Consider the following 17645-nt stretch of genomic DNA (forward strand, 5'->3'; position numbering starts at 1 on the left):
GGGCCGGCCATGGATACTCTGACGCACGCCGCGTCCGCCGCTCATGTGGCAGGGCAGAAATACGCCGGACCGCCGGTGCGCATGATCGTGCTCGCCGGTCGACACCCGCGCGAGACGGACGCTCTGGCCCGTCGCTTCGGGATGAGCCACAAGTGCCTCGTGCCGCTGGATGGTCGCCCCCTGGTCGCGCACGTGCTGCAGACTGCCGCCATCCACCCGGCAGTCGAAAGCCTGGCCATATCCGTCGAGCGCGAGGCGTTCGAGGGACTGTTCGACGTTCTCTCCCAGCTACCCGGCCGGGGCATCGCCAAGCTGGTCGAGGCGCGGGAGAACCTCGTCGACAGCGTGCTGGCGGCGGCGCAGGGCTGGGACGGTCCGCTGCTGGTGACGACGGCCGACCATGCTCTTCTGACGCCTGCTTCCATCGATGCGATGATCGCGGCGCTCGATTCTTCCGAAGCCGCCTTCGCCATGGCACCGCGTGACGCGGTTCTCGCCGCTCATCCGCAGCATGCGCACCCGTTCCTCGAGTTCGCGGACGGCGCCTATGCCAGCTGCAACCTCTACGCCGCCGCCGATCCCGAAGCGTTGCGAGCGGTGGAAGTGTTCCGCGGCGGCGGGCGTTTCGCGGGCAATGCGCTCGGCGTGCTGCGGGCGTTCGGCTTCGTCAACCTGATCATGCTGCGCCTGCGCGCCAGCAGCCTGAGCGATGCGACCGAGCGCGTTTCGCGCCGCATCGGGCAGCGCCTGAAGCCGGTGGTGATGCTCGACGGCTCGCAGGCGCTCGACGTGGATGACGATCACACCCACGCCGCAGCCGAGGCCCTGCTTTCCCTGCGCGGCGAGCCGGCCCGCACCCCTTCGGGTCCGGACCGGCTGTATCGTGCGTTGGGTTGATAGTCAGAATTTCAGGCCGATCCGCGCATACCAGAACCCGCCGTTGAGGCCAAAGGGCGCAAAGCCGCCGTATTGCCCCGAACCATCCCAGGCGATCGCGCCGTTCTTGTCGGGGCGCACGTTGAACAGGTTGTTCGCGCCTACCGCCAGGTCGAGCGCCTCGGTGAACTGGTAGCCGACCTCCGCATCGGTCACCCACTTCGCCCCAAATGTCCGGTCCGATGCGGCGACGTTGCTGGACTCGGTGTACTGCCCGAAGCGCGTCGCGCGCAGCAGCGCCTTGACCGGGCCGGACGACCAGTTGCTCGTCAGCACCACCTTGCTGCGCGGCAGTGCCACGACAAGGTCGCGCTGCGCCTGCCGCCCGAACAGCGTGACGTTGAGGCTGCTCAGCTCAGCCGGATTGTCGATGACGTGCAGGATCTTCGTGCGATTGTAGCTGTAGGCGGCACTCAGGCGAAACGTGCCGAGCGCGGCCGTGTCCAGCGTATACTCGCCCACCACGTCGATGCCGCGCGTGCGCGTATCGATCGCATTGGTGAAGAACTGTGCGCTGTCGACATCGTCCACGCCGTTCGCCTCGAGAATCGCCTTCACCGCCGAGCCGCCGTTGGAGGCGGTCCCAAGGAACTCGGTCTTCACGATGCGGTCGTCGATGCGGATCTGGTAGGCGTCCACCGTCAGGCGCAGCGGGCCGTTCTCGTAAGTCAGGCCGGCGGTGAAGTTCAGCGACTTCTCCGGCTTGAGCGGCTTGGCACCCAGCGCCTGTGCCGCGACGGAGTTGACCGGAAGGAACTTGGAGGTGGTCGAGACACGCTCATCGCCGATCACGGTCACGGTGTTCTGCGTGGTCGAGAACCCGGTCTGCGCCAGCGACGGCGCGCGGAAGCCGGTGTTGACGCCGCCGCGCACCGCCAGCCCCGGCGCCAGTTCGATACGGGTGCTGGCCTTGGCGCTGAAGGTGTTGCCCGCACTGTCCGAATAGTGCTCGAACCGCCCGGCGAGACCCACGAACCAGCCCGGCGTCACGTCAGTCGCAAGATCGAGATAGGCGGCGAGATTGTTGCGCGAAAGGCTCGTCGCGTCGGCGGGCGAGGTTCCGGTAAACGAGACGAGGCCCGGCGACGGCGAGCGGCCCGCATAGAGGTCTCCGAACGCGGAGCCATCGTCGGGGATCACGTAGCCGCCGTCGCGGTAGCTGTCGGGCTCGCCCGCGACGTTCTGGAAGCGCTCCCAGCGGTGCTCGACGCCGAAGGCGACGTTGAGCGGCTTGGCGAAACCGACCTCGAACTCGCGGCTGACGTCGATGTTGTTGACCCACAGGTCCTGCTTCTGGCGGCCCATGAAGAAGTCGGCCTTGCTGTCCGGCCCGAGCGAGGGGTTAAGCGTGTTCTCCGCCCCCAGCTTCACCGCATCACGGCCGTAGCTGGTGGACAGGTCGACCGCCCAGCCCGCCAGCTGCGTGCGCAGGCCGAGAGCCGCCTGCCAGTCCCACTCCCAGATGCGCCGATAGGCCTGGAAGCCCGCCGGATAAAGGTCCGGCAGCACTGACGAGCCCTGCGCATTCGCCTGCCCGCCGTAGCCCGTCGGCGACGCCACGTATGCGCCGCGCGCGTCCTTGATGTTGCGATAGCTCAGCGTCGAGAACGAATAGAGCGTCGTGTCATCACCCAGCGGCAGTTCGGCGTTGTAGCTGGTGTTGACGATCTTGTCCCGGTTCGAACGCCCGTAACCGCCGGCGATGACGTGATCGGCATCGGCCTCGCGCGGGTCGGGCTGGCCGTTCACGAGCGGGTAGACGTAGGGGATTGCCTCGGCGACGGACTTGGCACGGTCGTGATACTTGGCCTCCGCCGCGATCCGCACGAAGCCACCGTCGCCGATCCCTGCGCCGTAGGAACCCGCGACCTGGTAGAGATCGCCGCCGCCCTCGTACTGCTGCCCGCCGGTGAGCGAGAGGTCGCCGCCCTGCTTCGTATTGTCTAGAATGATGTTGATGACGCCGGAAATCGCGTCCGAGCCGTACTGCGCCGCAGCGCCGTCACGCAGGACCTCGATACGGCCGACGGCGCTGGTCGGGATGAGGTCGATGTCCACCGGCGTGGAGCCGCCCGACACGCGCGAAAGGTTGTTGATCAGCGAGGTCGTGTGACGCCGCTTGCCGTTGACGAGGACGAGCACATAGTCGCCCGAGAGCCCCCGGATCGCGATCGGACGGACGCTCGCGGACGTACCGCCACCACCGAGCGCCGGCATCGTCAGCGAGGGGATGATATTGCCGAGGATTTCCTTGAGGCCGGTGCGGCCGGTGGACTTCAACTCCGCCGGGCCGATGACATCGACGGGAACCGGGCTGTCGGCGACCGAGCGCTGACTATGCCCGCGCGCGCCGGTAACGATGATGGCGCTGCCCTCGGCGGCGTCGGCAGCTTCCGCGGCGGCATCCGCAGTCGCCACCGGGATCGCCACGGAGGGCGCCTCGTCAGCATGCGCCACGCCGAAAGGAACGAACGATACGCTGGCGGCAAGCGCGGCGGACTTGAGAATTTTCACCTGGAATGGCCCCTGAACTTGTGGTCTGTCCGGAGCTTCATGACATGTCTACTGATTTAGTAGAAATTGCGATCTCTTATCCGTTCTCAAGTTTTTCTTGATACAGCAGAGCCCGCGTTCCGAAATGCCCAAGCCGCCTACCCTTCGTCATTGCGAGCCCAGCGAAGCAATCCAGGGCGGCGTAGCGCTGCCCTGGATTGCTTCGCTGCGCTCGCAATGACGAAAGTGTTCAGCCCACCGGCGCGAAGGCAGCCGCCAGCGAACGCTCGCCCTTGACCTCTCCGAACTGGCGGAAGGTATCGAGCACCAGCTGCTGCTTGTCGATCACGCCCTGATCGATCGGCACCGGCAGACGGGCACCGCGCCCCGCGAATTCCTTCGCGATCGGCAGGGGCAAACCCGTCTCGGCGGCGAGGACCTTGGCGAATTCATCGATGTGGGTGCTGGCCCACTGCAGCGCCTTGCCCTCGCGCTTGAGGAAGTCGTCGAGCAGCGGGCGCTTGGTCTTGATCGCGCTTTCGGGCGCGATGTCGAAGCCGTACCCTTGCGAGAAGCCGCGCCCGTCGACGGCGATGCGGTTGCCCTCCGCGAGAGCCGCCGCGACGTAGGGCTGCCAGGTCGACCAACCGTCCACCGCGCCGGTCTGCAGCGCGGCGCGCGCGTCGCTGGGGGAGAGGAAGGTGATCGTCACGTCCTTCGCGCCAAGGCCCGCCGCCGCCATAGCCCGCAGCACCAGATAATGCCCGACACTGCCGCGCCCGGTGGCGATGCGCTTGCCCTTGAGGTCCTTGGGGCCGTGGATGGTCGAGGCCTTGGGCACGATCAGCGCCAGCGCGCCCTCGGTGCGTTCCTGCGTGGTCTGTGCGCCGATCGCCTTGATCGGACTGCCCGCCTGATAGGCGAACTGGAACGGCGCATCGCCCACCAGCCCCACGTCCACCGCCCCGCTGCCGAGCGCTTCGAGCAGGTTCTGCGCGGCCGGGAATTCCGACCACTCGATCTTGTAAGGCGCCCCGTCGAGCGCGCCCGACGCCAGCATCAGCGCTTTGGTGCCGCCCTTCTGGCTGCCCACGCGCAGCAGTCCGGTGTCGGAAGCCCCGCCCCGGCCGCATGCGGCCAGAGCGAGGCTGGTGGTCAGTCCTGCAAGCAGGTTACGTCTGTCGAGCATCAATCAGAGATCCGTCCACAAAGGTTCGTCGGCGATCAGGATACGGTGCAGTTCGCGCGGGAAGTCGCCGTAGTTGCGCACCGCGAAGTGCACGCTGGCACGGTTGTCCCAGAACGCCACGGTGCCGGGCCGCCACGAGAAACGCGCCTGCGCGTCGGGCCGCTTGTACTGGCGCAGCACTTCTTCCAGCAATTCGCGGCTCTCGGACAGTTCGATGCCCAGGATCTGCGGCTGCTGCGAGAAGTTGACCCACAAGATCTTCTGCCCCGTCTCGCGGTGGATGCGCACGATCTTGTGCGCGACGATCGGGTATTCGTGGCCTGAAAGTTCCAGCGCGGGCACGAAGTTGTGCGTCACATGCTTGCCTTCGAGGCGCTGCTTCAGCTCCTCGGGCAGCGTCTCATAGGCAAGCGCGGCGTCCACCCAGATCGTGTCGCCGCCCACTTCGGGCAGGTTCACGTCGCGCAGCACCGCGCCCCAGGTCGGGACCAGACGCCAGCTTGTGTCGGAGTGATAGGCCTCGCCCGGCTTGACCTTGTAACCCAGCTTCTTCTCGTACTCGCGGTCATGCTTCGCGGCGATCGCGTGGACTTCCTTGTTCGCCGCGTCGTGCCGGGTGGTCGGATGCGTGTAGAGCGGGCCGAAGTTCGCCGCGAAGGCCGCCTGCTGCGCGTCATCGATGGACTGGTCGCGGAAGAACACGACCTTCCACTTGAGCACCGCAGCGCGGATCGCCGCGCGCAATTCGTCGGTCAGGGGTTTGGACAAGTCGATGCCCTCGATCTCGGCGCCGATCGTCGGCTGCACGGGACGGATGACGAGGCCCGCGTTGGCGGTATCGAACGTGGAAGCGGAAGTAGCCATTGTCTTGTCTCCTCTCTTCTCGTTTCAGGCGGCCGAGCGGGTCAGGCGCGCGGCGGTATTGCGGTTGACGGGCACGTCGAGGCCCAGGTTCTCGCGGAAGGTCTTGCCGGCATAGTCCTGCTTGTAGATCCCGCGCTTCTGCAGGATCGGCACGACCTGATCGACGAAGACCTCCAGCTGGCCGGGCAGCGATTCGAACAAGTTGAACCCGTCCGAGCCTCGCTTCTCCAGCCACAGCTGGAAGCGGTCGGCGAGTTGCTCGGGGGTGCCCACGAAGCCGCCCTTGGGCGTTGCCACCCGAAGCGCGATCTGGCCGAGCGTCAGGCCCTGCGCGGCGGCGGCAAGCACCTTTTCAGAGGCGCTCTGGTTACTCTTGCGGCCTTCCTCGGCGACATGCGCGGGGAAAGCGCCATCGGGATCGTACTGGCTGAAGTTGTGGTCGTTGAACGAGCGGCCCAGTGCCCGCAGCGCGTTCTCCAGACTGACGAGGCCCGCCAGTTCGCCGTGCAGGCGCTCGGCCTCTTCCTCGGTCGAGCCGACCACCGGACGCGCGCCGGGCAGGATGAACAGCTTTTCCGGATCGCGCCCGAAACCGCGCGCCCGCGCTTTGAGGTCCGCGTAGAACGCCTGACCTTCGGCAAGGTCCTCCTGATGGGTGAAGATCGCCTCGGCATGGCGCGCGGCGAACGTGCGGCCGTCCTCGGACGAGCCCGCCTGGAAGATCACCGGCTGACCCTGCGGCGAGCGCGAGATGTTGAGCGGCCCCTTCACCGACAGGAACTCGCCCTTGTGGCCCAGTTCGTGCAGCTTGTCGGCGTCGAGGAACTGGCCGCTGGCCTTGTCGCGCACCAGCGCGTCGTCTTCCCAGCTGTCCCACAGGCCCTTGACGACATCGAGGTATTCGTCGGCGAGCCGGTAGCGCTCGGCATGGCCGAGGTGCTCGGCCTTGCCGTAGTTGTCGGCGCTGCCGGCCAGCCACGATGTGACGACGTTCCACCCCGCTCGCCCGCCGCTCAGGTGATCGAGCGAGGCAAACTGGCGCGCCAGATTGAACGGCTCGTTGTAGCTGACGGTGGAGGTGGCGACGAGGCCGATCCTGTCGGTCACCGCCGCGACGGCGGAGAGGATCGTCAGCGGCTCGAAGCGGTTGAGGTAGTGCGGCGAGGAGCGCGCGTTGATCGAGACGCTGTCCGCCACGAACAGGTAGTCGAACTTGCCGCGCTCCGCCGCCTGCGCCTGCCGCACGTAGAACGGCAGGCTGGTGCTGGCGTCCACTTGCGCGTCGGGGTGGCGCCAGTCGTCCCAGCCGGGGCCGACGCCGTGCAGGATGAAGCCGAGCTTGAGCTGTCTGTCTGCCATGTCAATTCCTCCTATGTCGTGAGGTCAGGCTATGCGGCGGGAGCGGGACGGACCAACGCGATTGGCTGATGTGAAAGTGAGTTGTGCCAATGGGTTCGGGAGGCTCATTTTGCCCAATACTAGTCGTCACCCTGAACTTGTTTCAGGGTCCATTTCGCCGCCGGCCCGGTGCTGTGGCTCATTGAACCGAGGGCGCCGTTGGCGAACCGACCCTCCGGCACCGGCTGCCCGATGGACCCTGAAACAAGTTCAGGGTGACGGGAACGGGGCGGGAGGTCAGTTGCCGATCACCCCGCCAGCGCGACCTTGCGCTCATCGCGCTCTGCCACCTTCTCGCGCACCAGCGGGATCAGTTCGCGGCCATAGTCGATCGCGTCTGCCAGCGGCTCGAAGCCGCGGATCAGGAAGTGGTCGATGCCGATGTCGTAGTATTCCAGCAGCGCCTCGGCGACCTGCTCGGGCGTGCCGACGAGGCCGGTGGAATTGCCCGCAGCGCCGGTCAGCGCGGCAACGCCCGTCCACAGGCGCGAGTCGCGGCGCCCCGAAGCGGCGGTTTCCAGCAGGCGCAGTGAACCTGCATTGGGCGGACGGTGGCCAGACGTCGGCAGACCCGCCGCCTCGCGGTTGGCGCGCACCTGCTCGGCGATGGCGTCGGCCTTCTTCCAGGCGGCTTCCTCGGTATCGGCGATCACCGGGCGCAGCGAGAGCGAGAAGCCTGGATTGCGGTTATGCTGCGCGGCAGCGTGGCGCACGGTGCGCACCGCCTCGCCGACCTGCTCCAGTGTCTCGCCCCAGAGGGCGTAGACGTCGGCATGACGGCCCGCGACTTCGATCGCCTCGGGCGAGGAGCCGCCGAAGAACACCGGCAGGTTGTCCGGCTTGATCGCCGCGAAGGCGCCGCGCGCCTGGTAGAAGCGGCCCGAATGGTCGAACGGCTGCGCCGAATTCCATTCGCGTTGCAGGATATCGAGGTATTCGTCGGTGCGGGCGTAGCGTTCGGCCTTGGTGGTGCCGACATCGCCGTCGCGCGCCATTTCCTCATCGGCGCCGCCGGTGATGATGTGCACCGCGACGCGCCCGCCGGAAAGCTGATCGAGCGTCGCCAGCTGGCGCGCCGCCAGCGTCGGCTGCGTGAAGCCCGGACGGTGCGCGACAAGGAAGCCGAGCTTGCTGGTGATCGCCGCCGCATGGGCCGCGACGATCTGGCTTTCGGGCGAGGCCGAGCCGAACGGGATCAACACGCGGTCGAAACCACCCTTCTCCTGCTCGCGCGCGGCGGCGTCCACGTATTCGCGATCGAGAACGCGGGTGCGCACCGCGCCGTGGATCTCGGACGTGTCGTTGAAGCCGATGTAGCCGATGAACTTGACGGTCATTGCCGTGAACTCCGGTATGATTTCAGATGACGAAGAAGCCGTGGGTGCCGTCGCGCTGAAGCTGCGCGACAAGGCCATATTCCCAATCGAGGTAAGCCTGCATGGCCGCCTTGGGATTGTCGGTGCCCTCGTAAGGGCGCTTGTAGCGGCCCTCGGGTCCGCGCGGCGCAGGCGCGCCATCGGGACCGGTTTCGAGTTCACCGGCGAAGTCCGCTTCCAGCACCAGCACTTCCCAGCCCAGCTGCGCGAGCCACGACGCGGTCATGTCCGCGCGCGGGCCAAGGTCGTCGGCAAGGACGATGCGCGCGCCGCGCACGGGGGCGAAGTGGTCGGTCTCCTGCACCAGCTGGCCGCCGGGGGCATTGCGGAAGCCCGGAAGGTGCCCGGCGGCGTAGACGTCCGGCTGGCGCACGTCGAAGCGGTAGAGGGTGCGGTGCGTCTCGGCCTCGATCGCGGCAAGCTGCGCGGCGTCGATCCGGCGCACACCGGCACGGTAGGCGACTTCGCGGGCGCGGGCGCGGGCTTCATCCACGTCGCCGCCGACTTCGACACTCTCCTGTCGTCCGTGCTCCAGCTGCTGCCCTGCGAGGGTCCAGCCGATGGTGCCGTTGCGCAGCGCGAAGACGCGATTGGGCAGCCCCGCATTGATGAGCGACTGCGCGCCGATCAGGCTGCGGGTGCGGCCCGCGCAGTTGACGATGATCGTGGTGTCCGGATCGGGCGCGGCGACGGGAGCGCGCAGCACGAGTTCGGCGCCCGGCACGCTGCGGCCGCCGGGGATGCTCATCGTCGCGTATTCGTCGAAACGGCGCGCGTCGAGGATGGCGATGTCGGCCTTCTCGTCGATCAGCGCCTGCACGTCCTCGGCCGGAAGCGAGGGCGTGCCGCGCCGGTGCTCGACAAGTTCGCCGAAGGCCTTGGAGTAGGAATTGACGTCCTCGAACAGCTCGTAGCCCGCGTCGCGCCAGCCCTGCAGGCCACCGTCGAGCAGATCGACGTTCGTGAACCCGAGCCCGCGCAGTTCCCCGGCCGCAGCGGCGGCAAGGCCCTCGCCGTCATCGTAGACGACGACCGGCGCGTCCTTGCGCGGAATGCGCCATGCCGCTTCGGCGGCGATGCGCGCGGCCGGAATCTGGGCGGCGAACAGCGGGTGGCCAGCGGCGAAGGGATGCTCGTCGCGCACGTCGATCAGCGCGATTTCGCTGCGGGCCAGAAGCGCGTTGCGGACCTGATAGGGGGTGACGGTCATGCTTTCCTCGAAAGATCCCAGAGATTGGGAAGCGTGGTGTTGGCGTAGCCGGAGATGAACGGTCGCTCCTCGCCGCTGGCGCGGTAGGTGGCGCGTTCGACCGCGCCGATGTTGGCGCCGTAGACGTGGATCGAGATCGAGGTGCGATCGGCATGGCCGTTCTCGACGCGGTGGATATCCCCCTCGCGCGGGTCGATCGCCTCGACTTCGCCGGGATGGAGCGTGCGGGTCGCGCCGTGCTGCACCAAGGCGCCGTCGAAGTCGCGGTGAAGGAAGCTCTGTACCCTCTCGGTACCGTTAAGTACCCCTACGAGGCCCCAGACGCGGTGGTCGTGGATCGGTGTCGCCTGCCCAGGCCCCCAGACGAAGGACACGACGCTGAAACGCTCGGCGCTGTCACAGTGGAGGAGATATTGCTGGTAACGTTCGGGATGCGGCTCGGCATATTCGTCCGGCAGCCAGCCGCCCTGCTCGACCAGCCGGGCCAGCAAGGCGCCGCCATCGTTCAGAATCAGGTCGAGGTCGTCTGTGCCTTCAAGCAATGCGGCGAAGTCCGTCACGAACCGGCGCAGCGGCGACAGGTCCGTGGCGGTTGCAATCGGAGAGAACGCGTTCACGGGCGCGCTCCGGCATGCAGCGCGACGATCTCCCCGGCAGGCCGTTCCTCGACCACACCGCCCAAGGCATCGAGCAGGCGCTTGCGCAACGGCGCCGCCACGGTCGCACGCTCGGGGCCGCGCGCGGCGGTAATTCGCTCCTGTGCAACGATTTTTCCGCCGTCGAGCAGGACAATGCGGTCAGCGAGCGCGATGGCTTCGTCGACGTCATGCGTCACCATCAGCACCGCCGGGCGATGACGACGCCACAGCGACAACACCAGTTCGTGCATCCTGAGCCGGGTCAGGGCGTCGAGTGCGGCGAAGGGTTCGTCGAGCAGCAGCAATTGCGGCTCACGCACCAGCGCACGGGCAAGGGCAACGCGCTGCGCTTCGCCGCCCGAAAGCGTCAGCGGCCAGGCTTCGAGACGGTGGCCGAGGCCGACTTCCTGCAGCGCCTCTTCCGCCAGTTGGCGCGCATTACCGCGCTTGAGGCCGAGGGCGACGTTGCGCCACACTTTCTTCCACGGCAGCAGGCGGGCGTCCTGGAACACCACGGCGCGCGAACCGGGGATGGTCACGTCCTGCCCTTCTACCGGATCGAGGCCGGCCAGCGTGCGCAGCAGGGTGGTCTTGCCCGAGCCGGAACGACCGAGGAGGATGACGAACTCGCCCGCCGCGATCTGCAGGTTCAGACCCGAGATGATGGTGTTGTCGCCAAAGCGGCGGGTGAAATCGCGCAGACTGACGACGGGTTCGGACGTCACGGCGGGCGCGGCGGGCGAGGTAAAGTGGTTCAGGCGAGCATCCACGGCAGGGTCCTTTCGGGGAGCGGGTTCACGCAACAGGTTCATTGGGAAACGATGGAGGGGCGCCAGACGAGCGCGCGGCTCTCGACCGCGCGGACCAGTCCGTCGGCGGCAAGGCCCAGCACGGCGTAGACCATCAGGCACACCAGGATGATGTCCGTGCGCATGAAGTCACGCGCGTTGTTGATGAGGTAGCCGAGGCCCGCAGTGGCGTTGATCTGCTCCGCCACGACCAGCACCAGCACCGAGACCGAGAGCGAATAACGCAGGCCCACCAGCAGCGCAGGCAGCGCGCCGGGCAGGATCACATGCCAGACCTGCGCTGCGCGGCTGAGGCCCAGGCTGCGCGCGCCTTCGAGCAGGCGCACGTCGATCCCGCGGATACCGCCGTAAAGGTTGAGGTAGACCGGGAAGATCGAGGCGAAGGCGATCAGCGCAATCTTGGGCGTCTCGCCGATACCGAACCAGACGATGAACAGCGGCGTCAGCGCCAGCGTCGGGATCGTACGCTTGATCTGCATGAGCGGATCGACCGCGACCTCGCCCTGCCGCGACAGCCCGGCGACGAGCGCCAGCACAATCCCGGTGGTCACGCCGATCGCCAGGCCCGCGATGATCCGCAGGAAGGAAACGGCGAGGTTGTCGGTCAGTTCGCCCGACGCCGTCATCGCCCAGAGCGTCGCCAGCACCTGCGAAGGCGCCGCGAGGGTCCGCTCGGGAATAAGGCCGGACCGGGAACCGGCCTCAAGCACCGCCAGCAGCAACAGCGGCGAGAGCCAGCGGGCAGTACCCAGCGAGCGGGCCAATCGGGTGAATGGGGACATGGACGAAGTGCCTCGTGTGGTCATGAACCGAAACTGGCACCTGAATGTCTACCAATTCAATGGAGAATGTTGTGCCGACCTATCAGCAACGCTCATAATGGCGCCTCGAAACGCTCATCCGACGCCCGGACGTGCGGAAAACCGGGCCGAAAGCAGAAAAAGGGCATGGGGACAGAATTGCTTGCCTTACCTAAATCTCTACTATTTTGATTGAGAATAAGTCATAACGCATGGATGCATGCAGGCCATCGTACGAATCCTGGCCATCACACGAATCTTGAAAGCCCGCCGATGCCCGTGAATCTCCCGACAAACCTTCTGCGCAGCTTCGTTGCGATCGTCGATACCGGCTCGATGCTTCATGCTTCGGAGCGGGTTTTCGTAAGCCAGTCGGCGCTCAGCCTCCAGATCAAGCGACTCGAAGAGCTGCTGCAACAGTCGCTGTTTCACCGTGAGGGACGCCGCCTTGCGCTGACGGCGCACGGCGACCTGATGCTCGACTATGCACGCAAGGTGCTCGCCCTGCATGACGAAGCGGTCGCGGCGGTCACCGCCGGGCATTTCGCCGGGCCGGCGCGGATCGGTATGGTACAGGATTTCGCGGAACTGCTCCTGACCGGCCTCCTCGCCCAGTTCGCGGACTTGCACCCGGAGGCCGAACTTTACTCGCGGGTTGCGGGCACGGCGGAACTCCTCGACCTGCTGGAGCGGCGGCAACTCGACATCGTGCTGGGATTTGCCGCGCCGAATGACGGCAATGCGGTGACCACCGCGCCCATGTCGTGGTTCGGCAAGGAGGAACTGGCCGCGCACGAGACGATCCCCCTCGCCGTTCTGGAGACGCCCTGCCGCTTCCGGGAAGCGGCGATCCGCGCGCTGGAGGATGCCGGGCGCCCGTTCCGCATAACCGTGGAGACGCCCAATCTCACCACCTTGCGCGCGGCGGTGGATGCGGGGCTCGGCCTTACCTGCCGCACCGGGATGTTCCTGCGCGACGCGCCGCTGGGAGACGTCGGCCTGCCCTCGCTGCCGCATGTCTCCTGTGTGCTGCATACCGCGCCGGGGCTCGACGGGCCAACCCACCAGCTTGCCACACTGGCGCGCGAGGTGGTCGCCGGGCTTCCTAACTGATGGCGCTGCTTATTCGATAATCTCAAGCGGCTCTCAAGGCTTCTCGTTGGTCGCGGTGCCGGGCTTTCCATAGCTTTGGATGCGATCAACGATGAGGCTTACCGATGACCGAAACCCTGAACGACCGCTTCGCCGCGCTGCAGGCCGAACGCGAGCGCACCTGGAGCGCCGAGCAGCTGGAACGCAATGCAGCGCAGCGCCGGGTGCTCGTCGAGCGGCACGATCCGTCCGCGCAACCGAAGGCTGGCGACACCGTCGAACCCTTCACGCTGATCGATCAGGACGGGCGCGAACTGACGCGCGACACGATCCTTGCGGATGGCCCGGCGGTGCTCGTGTTCTTCCGCTTCGGTGGGTGCCCCGCCTGCAACATCGCGCTGCCGTGGTACAACGAGACGCTGCTGCCCGAACTGCGCGCCCGCGGCATTCGCCTGATCGCGGTCAGCGCGCAGATCCCGGTCGACCGGGACCTGATCGCGCGCCATGGCCTGGGCTTCACCGTGGCTTCGGACCCCGGTTATGCGCTCGGCCGCCAACTTGGCATTACCTTCCTGCCTGACGAGCAACCCGCCGTCCCGCACGGCCAGCCCTGGATCGGCGCGACACTGGGAACAGGCAGCTACGAGATCGACCAGCCCGCCATCCTTGCCCTCGCGCCCGACGCGACGGTGCTGTTCTTCGAGGCCAGCCCCGACTGGCTGAGCCGCACCGAGAGCGAGACGATCCTCGCCGCCCTGCCCGCTCGCCAGACCGTCACCACCGGCGCCTGACCTTGCTTCAAAGTCCCTCGCCGCCGACCCAGTGCTCGTCGGCGAGGAACCGGGCAAGGCCCCACACCTGACGCCGGATATCGGGCACGGCGACGATCTCCCAGGCCTCCCCCTTGGTGATCGGCCCGACCGCGAGCAGGCGGTCCTGCGCAATGCCAGCGGCATCGCGCACCCGGCCGAGATGGTCGACGTCCACCCCAAGGCCGTGGGCGTCGCCGCGAATATGTCCCGCCTCGAGCAGATGCGTCAGGACCGGCGCCTCCACCCGGCGCAAGTCGCCGTCCGGCCCGGCGCAGTTGAACACGCGGTCCACCGCGATCGCCTCGATGCCGTCCTGACCACGCGGGCGATAGTGCACCACCGCCTGCCCGCCGGCTTCGTCGGCTCCGCACAGTTTGCCAGCCACGTACTGCAGCCGCCCGGCGCTCTCCATCGCTTCCAGCCGCTGCGCGACCGAGGGGGCGAGGCGGTGGCGGTGAATGTCCCAATATGGCCGCAGATGCCGCAGAAAGCGGGCCTGCGCGGCGGTCGAATGGCGGCGCCAGATGTTCTGGGTGTGGGGTCGCAGAGCATCCACCGCGCCGCGCCAGCCGATCTCCTCCGCCCGGCGCCGGACGGCCCGGACGAGGTCCGCGCCGCGCAGATCGGGGTCGGAAATGGGAACCACCACCGGCCCGCTCTCGGCGTGGGCGAGCGGCTTGAGCCCCCGGCGCGAAAGCACCGTGACCTTGCCGCCGAACCCCGAGCTTTCCAGCGACAGCACCACGTCGGCTGCCGTCAACCCGCTGCCCACCACGAGGACGTGGTCGAGCGCGGCGAGGCCCTCGATCGCCGAGCGATCCCATGGATCGGGACTGTAGAGGTGCCCCGGCAGCCCCTCCAGCACGCCATGCGGCGCGGGCGGGAAGTTGCCCAGGGCCAGCACCACCGCGCGGCAATCGACGACGTCGCCGTCGGCCAGCCGCACGTGTGCCGCGCCGTCGCCGAAATCGACCGAGCATGCCTCGCCGTCGATGACCTGCGCGTCGGGACCGGCCTTCGCCAGCGCCTCGACCAGCAGTTCACGCAAGTAGGTCCCGTAAGTCAGGCGCGGCACGAAGCGGTTCGCCTCGTCGGCGTCGGCGAAATCCATCCAGCGGGCGAAGTGCTTCGCATCGTCGGGGAACGCGCTCATGTTGGAGGCGCGCACGTTGAGCAGATGCTCCGGCCGCCGCGTACCGAACGCCACGCCCTTGGCAAGCTGGGCGGAATTACGCTCGATCAGGGCGACCTTGACGCCGTAGCGCAGCAGGTTGATCGCCAGCAGCGTCCCGCTGAACCCTCCTCCCACGATCGCGATGGGCAGGTCGCGGGCGGCATTGTGACTGATCATGAAAAGATAGGTTCCCGGCAAGCTGATGAGGCTGGCTAACAGGAAATGCCCGCCGCGGGGTATTTTTTGTCCTCATAGATTGCGCCGAATCGCTTCGGTCGGTCGCTGCCGTTAACCATTTCTAGTGACCTTCGGTTTATACGTATGGCCCTGATCAAGGTTGGGGCATGCCGGTTAGGTCGCATCTCGTCTTCGTTTGGCTGCTTCTGGCGGCGCTGTTCTGGACGTCTTCCGCGCGAGCGGAGATCGTCCGGATGCGCTCCGACGTCTGCTATGCCACCGCGCCGGCGGACTATCCGGCCACTGCCGCCTCGGTCGCGCGGCTGAACTTCGACTGCGCCCGCGTGCCTGACCATCCCGCCTACGCCAAGGGCTGGGCATGGCTGAAGCTGCGCGATCCGCGCATGCTGTCCGGCCTGCCTTCGGGCTGGCTCCTGATGACCGACCAGAGCCGGTTCGAGCGCATGACCATGCTGGTGGTCGATACCCAAGGCCGCACCCGCACCGCCACTATCGCGCCCGGCGCCGTCGGCGACCACTGGGCGCTGGGGGGCATGTTACGCTTCGCCGTCGATCCGCCGGGCGCCCGCGTCCGCGATGTCTACATCGGCTACCGCAACCTCGACGACCTTTCGCTGATGCGCAAACTTTCGGCGATGAGCCCGCAGAGCCTGCTGCGGCTCGAGGGCATCTGGCTGGCGCTGATGGGTGTGTTCGCGGGCGCCATCTTCTCCGCGTTCGCTTACAACCTGCTGATCTACACCGGCCAGCGACTGGTCTTCCAGCGCTGGTATCTCGTGTGGTCGCTGCTGGTCCTCGCCTACGGCTTGACCTGGACCAACGTGCTGGCCTTCGCCTTCCCCGAATATGTCGGCCCGTTCGCGGTGACGACCGACTATCTGCTCGTCGCCGGACTGATCGCGGCGGGGAACATGTTCTTCCTGGCCGTCATCGAGGAAGGCGTGCTGCCGCGCTGGCTGGTGCGGTGGGGGAAGATCTGCGCCTGCCTCAACATGGTGGTCGGCGTTCTCGCCGCCTTCGTCCCCGTCGCTGCGCCGGTCGTGCTGGACCGCTGGCTCAACGTGGTCTTCGTCCTCAGCGCCGCCAGCGTCGGCGTCGGCATAGGCATCGCCCTGCGGGCACGCAGCCGTGTCGTGTGGTTCTACCTTGCCGGGTGGACCCCGGTGCTCTCGGTCTTCGCGCTGCGCGTAAGCCGCAATTTCGGGATCACGGTGCAGGACGACGTGGTCGATATGGCCACTTTCGCCGCGCTCGCGTTCGAATCGATCGCCCTGTCGCTCGCCATCGCCGACCGCTTCCGCCTGCTCGGCAAGGAGCGCGACACCGCCGAGCAGGCCCGCAAGGTCGCCCAGGTCGAGAGCGAGACCTTCCGCCGCGCCGCCCAGACCGACTACCTGACCGGCCTCGGCAACCGCGCCGCCTTCCAGTCCGCGCTGCGCACGATGTGCGAGGATGCCGCACGCTCCCCCTTCATGTTGCTGCTGATCGACGTCGATCATCTCAAGCACATCAACGACCGCCTCGGCCATGACGGCGGCGACCTGCTGCTCGGCAAGGTCGGACGGGGCCTCGTGGCCGCAGGTGGTCCGGCCGCGCACGTCTCGCGCATAGGCGGTGACGAGTTCGCGATCCTGCTGCCGTGGGACCCCGTGGCGGAACTGCGCATCCGCCGCGCGCTGGACGAACTGCAGGGTGCGACGCTGACGCACGGCGGCCGCAGCTGGGCCTTGTCGCTCAGCATCGGCCTTGCCTGCTTCCCGCAGGATGCCGCCGAACCCGACGTGCTCGCCAAGAACGCCGACCTCGCGCTCTATCAGGCCAAGCAAGAAGGCCGCCGACGCCTGCTCGACTACGCCCCGCACTTGCGCGAGCAGCTCGACAGCCGCGAACTGTTCGGGCTGGAAGCGCGCCAGGGCATCGAGCGCGCCGAGTTCTCGCTCCATTACCAGCCGATCGTCGATATCGAGACCGGCACGATCGGCTCCTACGAAGCGCTCCTGCGCTGGCAGCACCCGGTCCACGGGCTGATGACCCCGGCGGTCTTCGGCGACATGCTGAACGAGCGCAAGCTGGGCCTGGCGATCCAGCAGCACGTGCTGGACATGGGCCTCGCAGCCTTGCGCGACCACCCCGAGCGGATCCCGAAGCTCTCGGTCAACCTCATCACCGCGCAGCTGGACAGCCCCTACGCCGCCGCCCGCCTGCTGGCGCGGATACGCGACTACGGCATCGCGCCCGAACGCCTGTGCATCGAAGTGACCGAGGACTTCGTGCTGGGCCGCTCGGTGGACGAGACCGCCAAGGCGCTCGATCTGCTGCATGAGGCGGGCGTGACAGTGGCGCTCGACGACTTCGGCACCGGCTATGCCTCGCTGATCCACCTCAAGCACCTGCCCTTCGACGTGCTCAAGATCGACCGCTCGTTCACTCTCGGCCTGTTCGAGGACGACGGCCAGAGCGAGGCGATCATCCGCGCCATCATCGGGCTTGGCCAGGGCCTCGGCAAACAGGTCGTGGCCGAGGGCGTCGAGACCGAAGAGCAACGCCGCAAGCTGGCGGAGATGGGCTGCAAGCTCGGCCAGGGCTACCTCTTCGCCCGCCCTGCCCCGATCGAGACTTTCGCACCGGCCGGTGCATCGGCCTGCGCGGCCTAGGA

Annotated in this window: 14 protein-coding genes; 4 read left to right on the plus strand and 10 right to left on the minus strand. The window is 67.4% G+C overall.

Going from position 1 to position 17645, the window contains the following annotated elements:
* Positions 1–9 precede the first annotated feature (9 nt).
* Positions 10–897 carry a nucleotidyltransferase family protein gene (locus tag PKE80_RS06870; protein ID WP_271181854.1) on the plus strand — a complete coding sequence of 296 codons (888 nt, stop codon included), beginning with the start codon at positions 10–12 and terminating at the stop codon, positions 895–897.
* Positions 898–900: 3 nt separating this feature from the next.
* Here PKE80_RS06870 and PKE80_RS06875 read toward each other — a convergent pair whose 3' ends face one another.
* The 9 genes from PKE80_RS06875 to PKE80_RS06915 all read right to left on the minus strand — a co-directional run bounded on the left by PKE80_RS06875 (position 901) and on the right by PKE80_RS06915 (position 11695).
* The gene (locus PKE80_RS06875; protein ID WP_271181855.1) at positions 901–3450 is read right to left on the minus strand and encodes a TonB-dependent receptor plug domain-containing protein; all 2550 of its coding nucleotides are present in this window, start codon (positions 3448–3450) and stop codon (positions 901–903) included.
* A gap of 229 nt (positions 3451–3679) precedes the next feature.
* Positions 3680–4618, minus strand: coding sequence for an ABC transporter substrate-binding protein (locus PKE80_RS06880; protein ID WP_271181856.1), 939 nt, complete (start codon positions 4616–4618; stop codon positions 3680–3682).
* Positions 4619–4621: 3 nt separating this feature from the next.
* Entirely contained in the window at positions 4622–5482 is an 861-nt protein-coding gene (locus PKE80_RS06885) for a TauD/TfdA dioxygenase family protein (RefSeq protein WP_271181857.1), read from the minus strand.
* A 24-nt stretch (positions 5483–5506) separates the two neighbouring features.
* The gene (locus PKE80_RS06890; RefSeq protein WP_271181858.1) at positions 5507–6841 is read right to left on the minus strand and encodes an LLM class flavin-dependent oxidoreductase; all 1335 of its coding nucleotides are present in this window, start codon (positions 6839–6841) and stop codon (positions 5507–5509) included.
* 287 nt (positions 6842–7128) lie between these two features.
* Positions 7129–8217: an LLM class flavin-dependent oxidoreductase gene (locus PKE80_RS06895; RefSeq protein ID WP_271181859.1), complete on the minus strand. Its 1089-nt coding sequence runs from the start codon at positions 8215–8217 to the stop codon at positions 7129–7131.
* Positions 8218–8239: 22 nt separating this feature from the next.
* Positions 8240–9466 carry a rhodanese-like domain-containing protein gene (locus PKE80_RS06900; RefSeq protein ID WP_271181860.1) on the minus strand — a complete coding sequence of 409 codons (1227 nt, stop codon included), beginning with the start codon at positions 9464–9466 and terminating at the stop codon, positions 8240–8242.
* Positions 9463–10083: a cysteine dioxygenase family protein gene (locus PKE80_RS06905; RefSeq protein ID WP_271181861.1), complete on the minus strand. Its 621-nt coding sequence runs from the start codon at positions 10081–10083 to the stop codon at positions 9463–9465. Before PKE80_RS06905 ends, PKE80_RS06900 begins: the two co-directional genes overlap by 4 nt.
* Entirely contained in the window at positions 10080–10874 is a 795-nt protein-coding gene (locus PKE80_RS06910) for an ABC transporter ATP-binding protein (protein ID WP_271181862.1), read from the minus strand. The genes PKE80_RS06905 and PKE80_RS06910 overlap by 4 nt, the downstream gene beginning before the upstream one ends.
* Before the next feature lie 38 nt (positions 10875–10912).
* Positions 10913–11695, minus strand: a complete 783-nt coding sequence (locus PKE80_RS06915; protein ID WP_271181863.1) for an ABC transporter permease — start codon at positions 11693–11695, stop codon at positions 10913–10915.
* Positions 11696–11986: 291 nt separating this feature from the next.
* Between PKE80_RS06915 and PKE80_RS06920 the strand changes: the two genes are divergently transcribed.
* Positions 11987–12826: a LysR substrate-binding domain-containing protein gene (locus PKE80_RS06920; protein ID WP_036523180.1), complete on the plus strand. Its 840-nt coding sequence runs from the start codon at positions 11987–11989 to the stop codon at positions 12824–12826.
* A gap of 104 nt (positions 12827–12930) precedes the next feature.
* Entirely contained in the window at positions 12931–13596 is a 666-nt protein-coding gene (locus PKE80_RS06925; protein ID WP_211149887.1) for a peroxiredoxin-like family protein, read from the plus strand.
* 7 nt (positions 13597–13603) lie between these two features.
* On the opposite strand, the gene PKE80_RS06930 is transcribed toward PKE80_RS06925, so the two are convergent.
* Positions 13604–14968: an FAD/NAD(P)-binding protein gene (locus PKE80_RS06930; protein WP_271181864.1), complete on the minus strand. Its 1365-nt coding sequence runs from the start codon at positions 14966–14968 to the stop codon at positions 13604–13606.
* Between the two features lie 167 nt (positions 14969–15135).
* Here PKE80_RS06930 and PKE80_RS06935 point away from each other — a divergent pair, with 167 nt between their 5' ends.
* Positions 15136–17643 carry a putative bifunctional diguanylate cyclase/phosphodiesterase gene (locus PKE80_RS06935; protein ID WP_271181865.1) on the plus strand — a complete coding sequence of 836 codons (2508 nt, stop codon included), beginning with the start codon at positions 15136–15138 and terminating at the stop codon, positions 17641–17643.
* The last annotated feature ends 2 nt before the right edge of the window (positions 17644–17645 follow it).

The sequence above is a fragment of the Novosphingobium resinovorum genome (genome assembly GCF_027922145.1).
In the GTDB taxonomy this organism is placed as follows: Bacteria; Pseudomonadota; Alphaproteobacteria; order Sphingomonadales; family Sphingomonadaceae; genus Novosphingobium; species Novosphingobium resinovorum.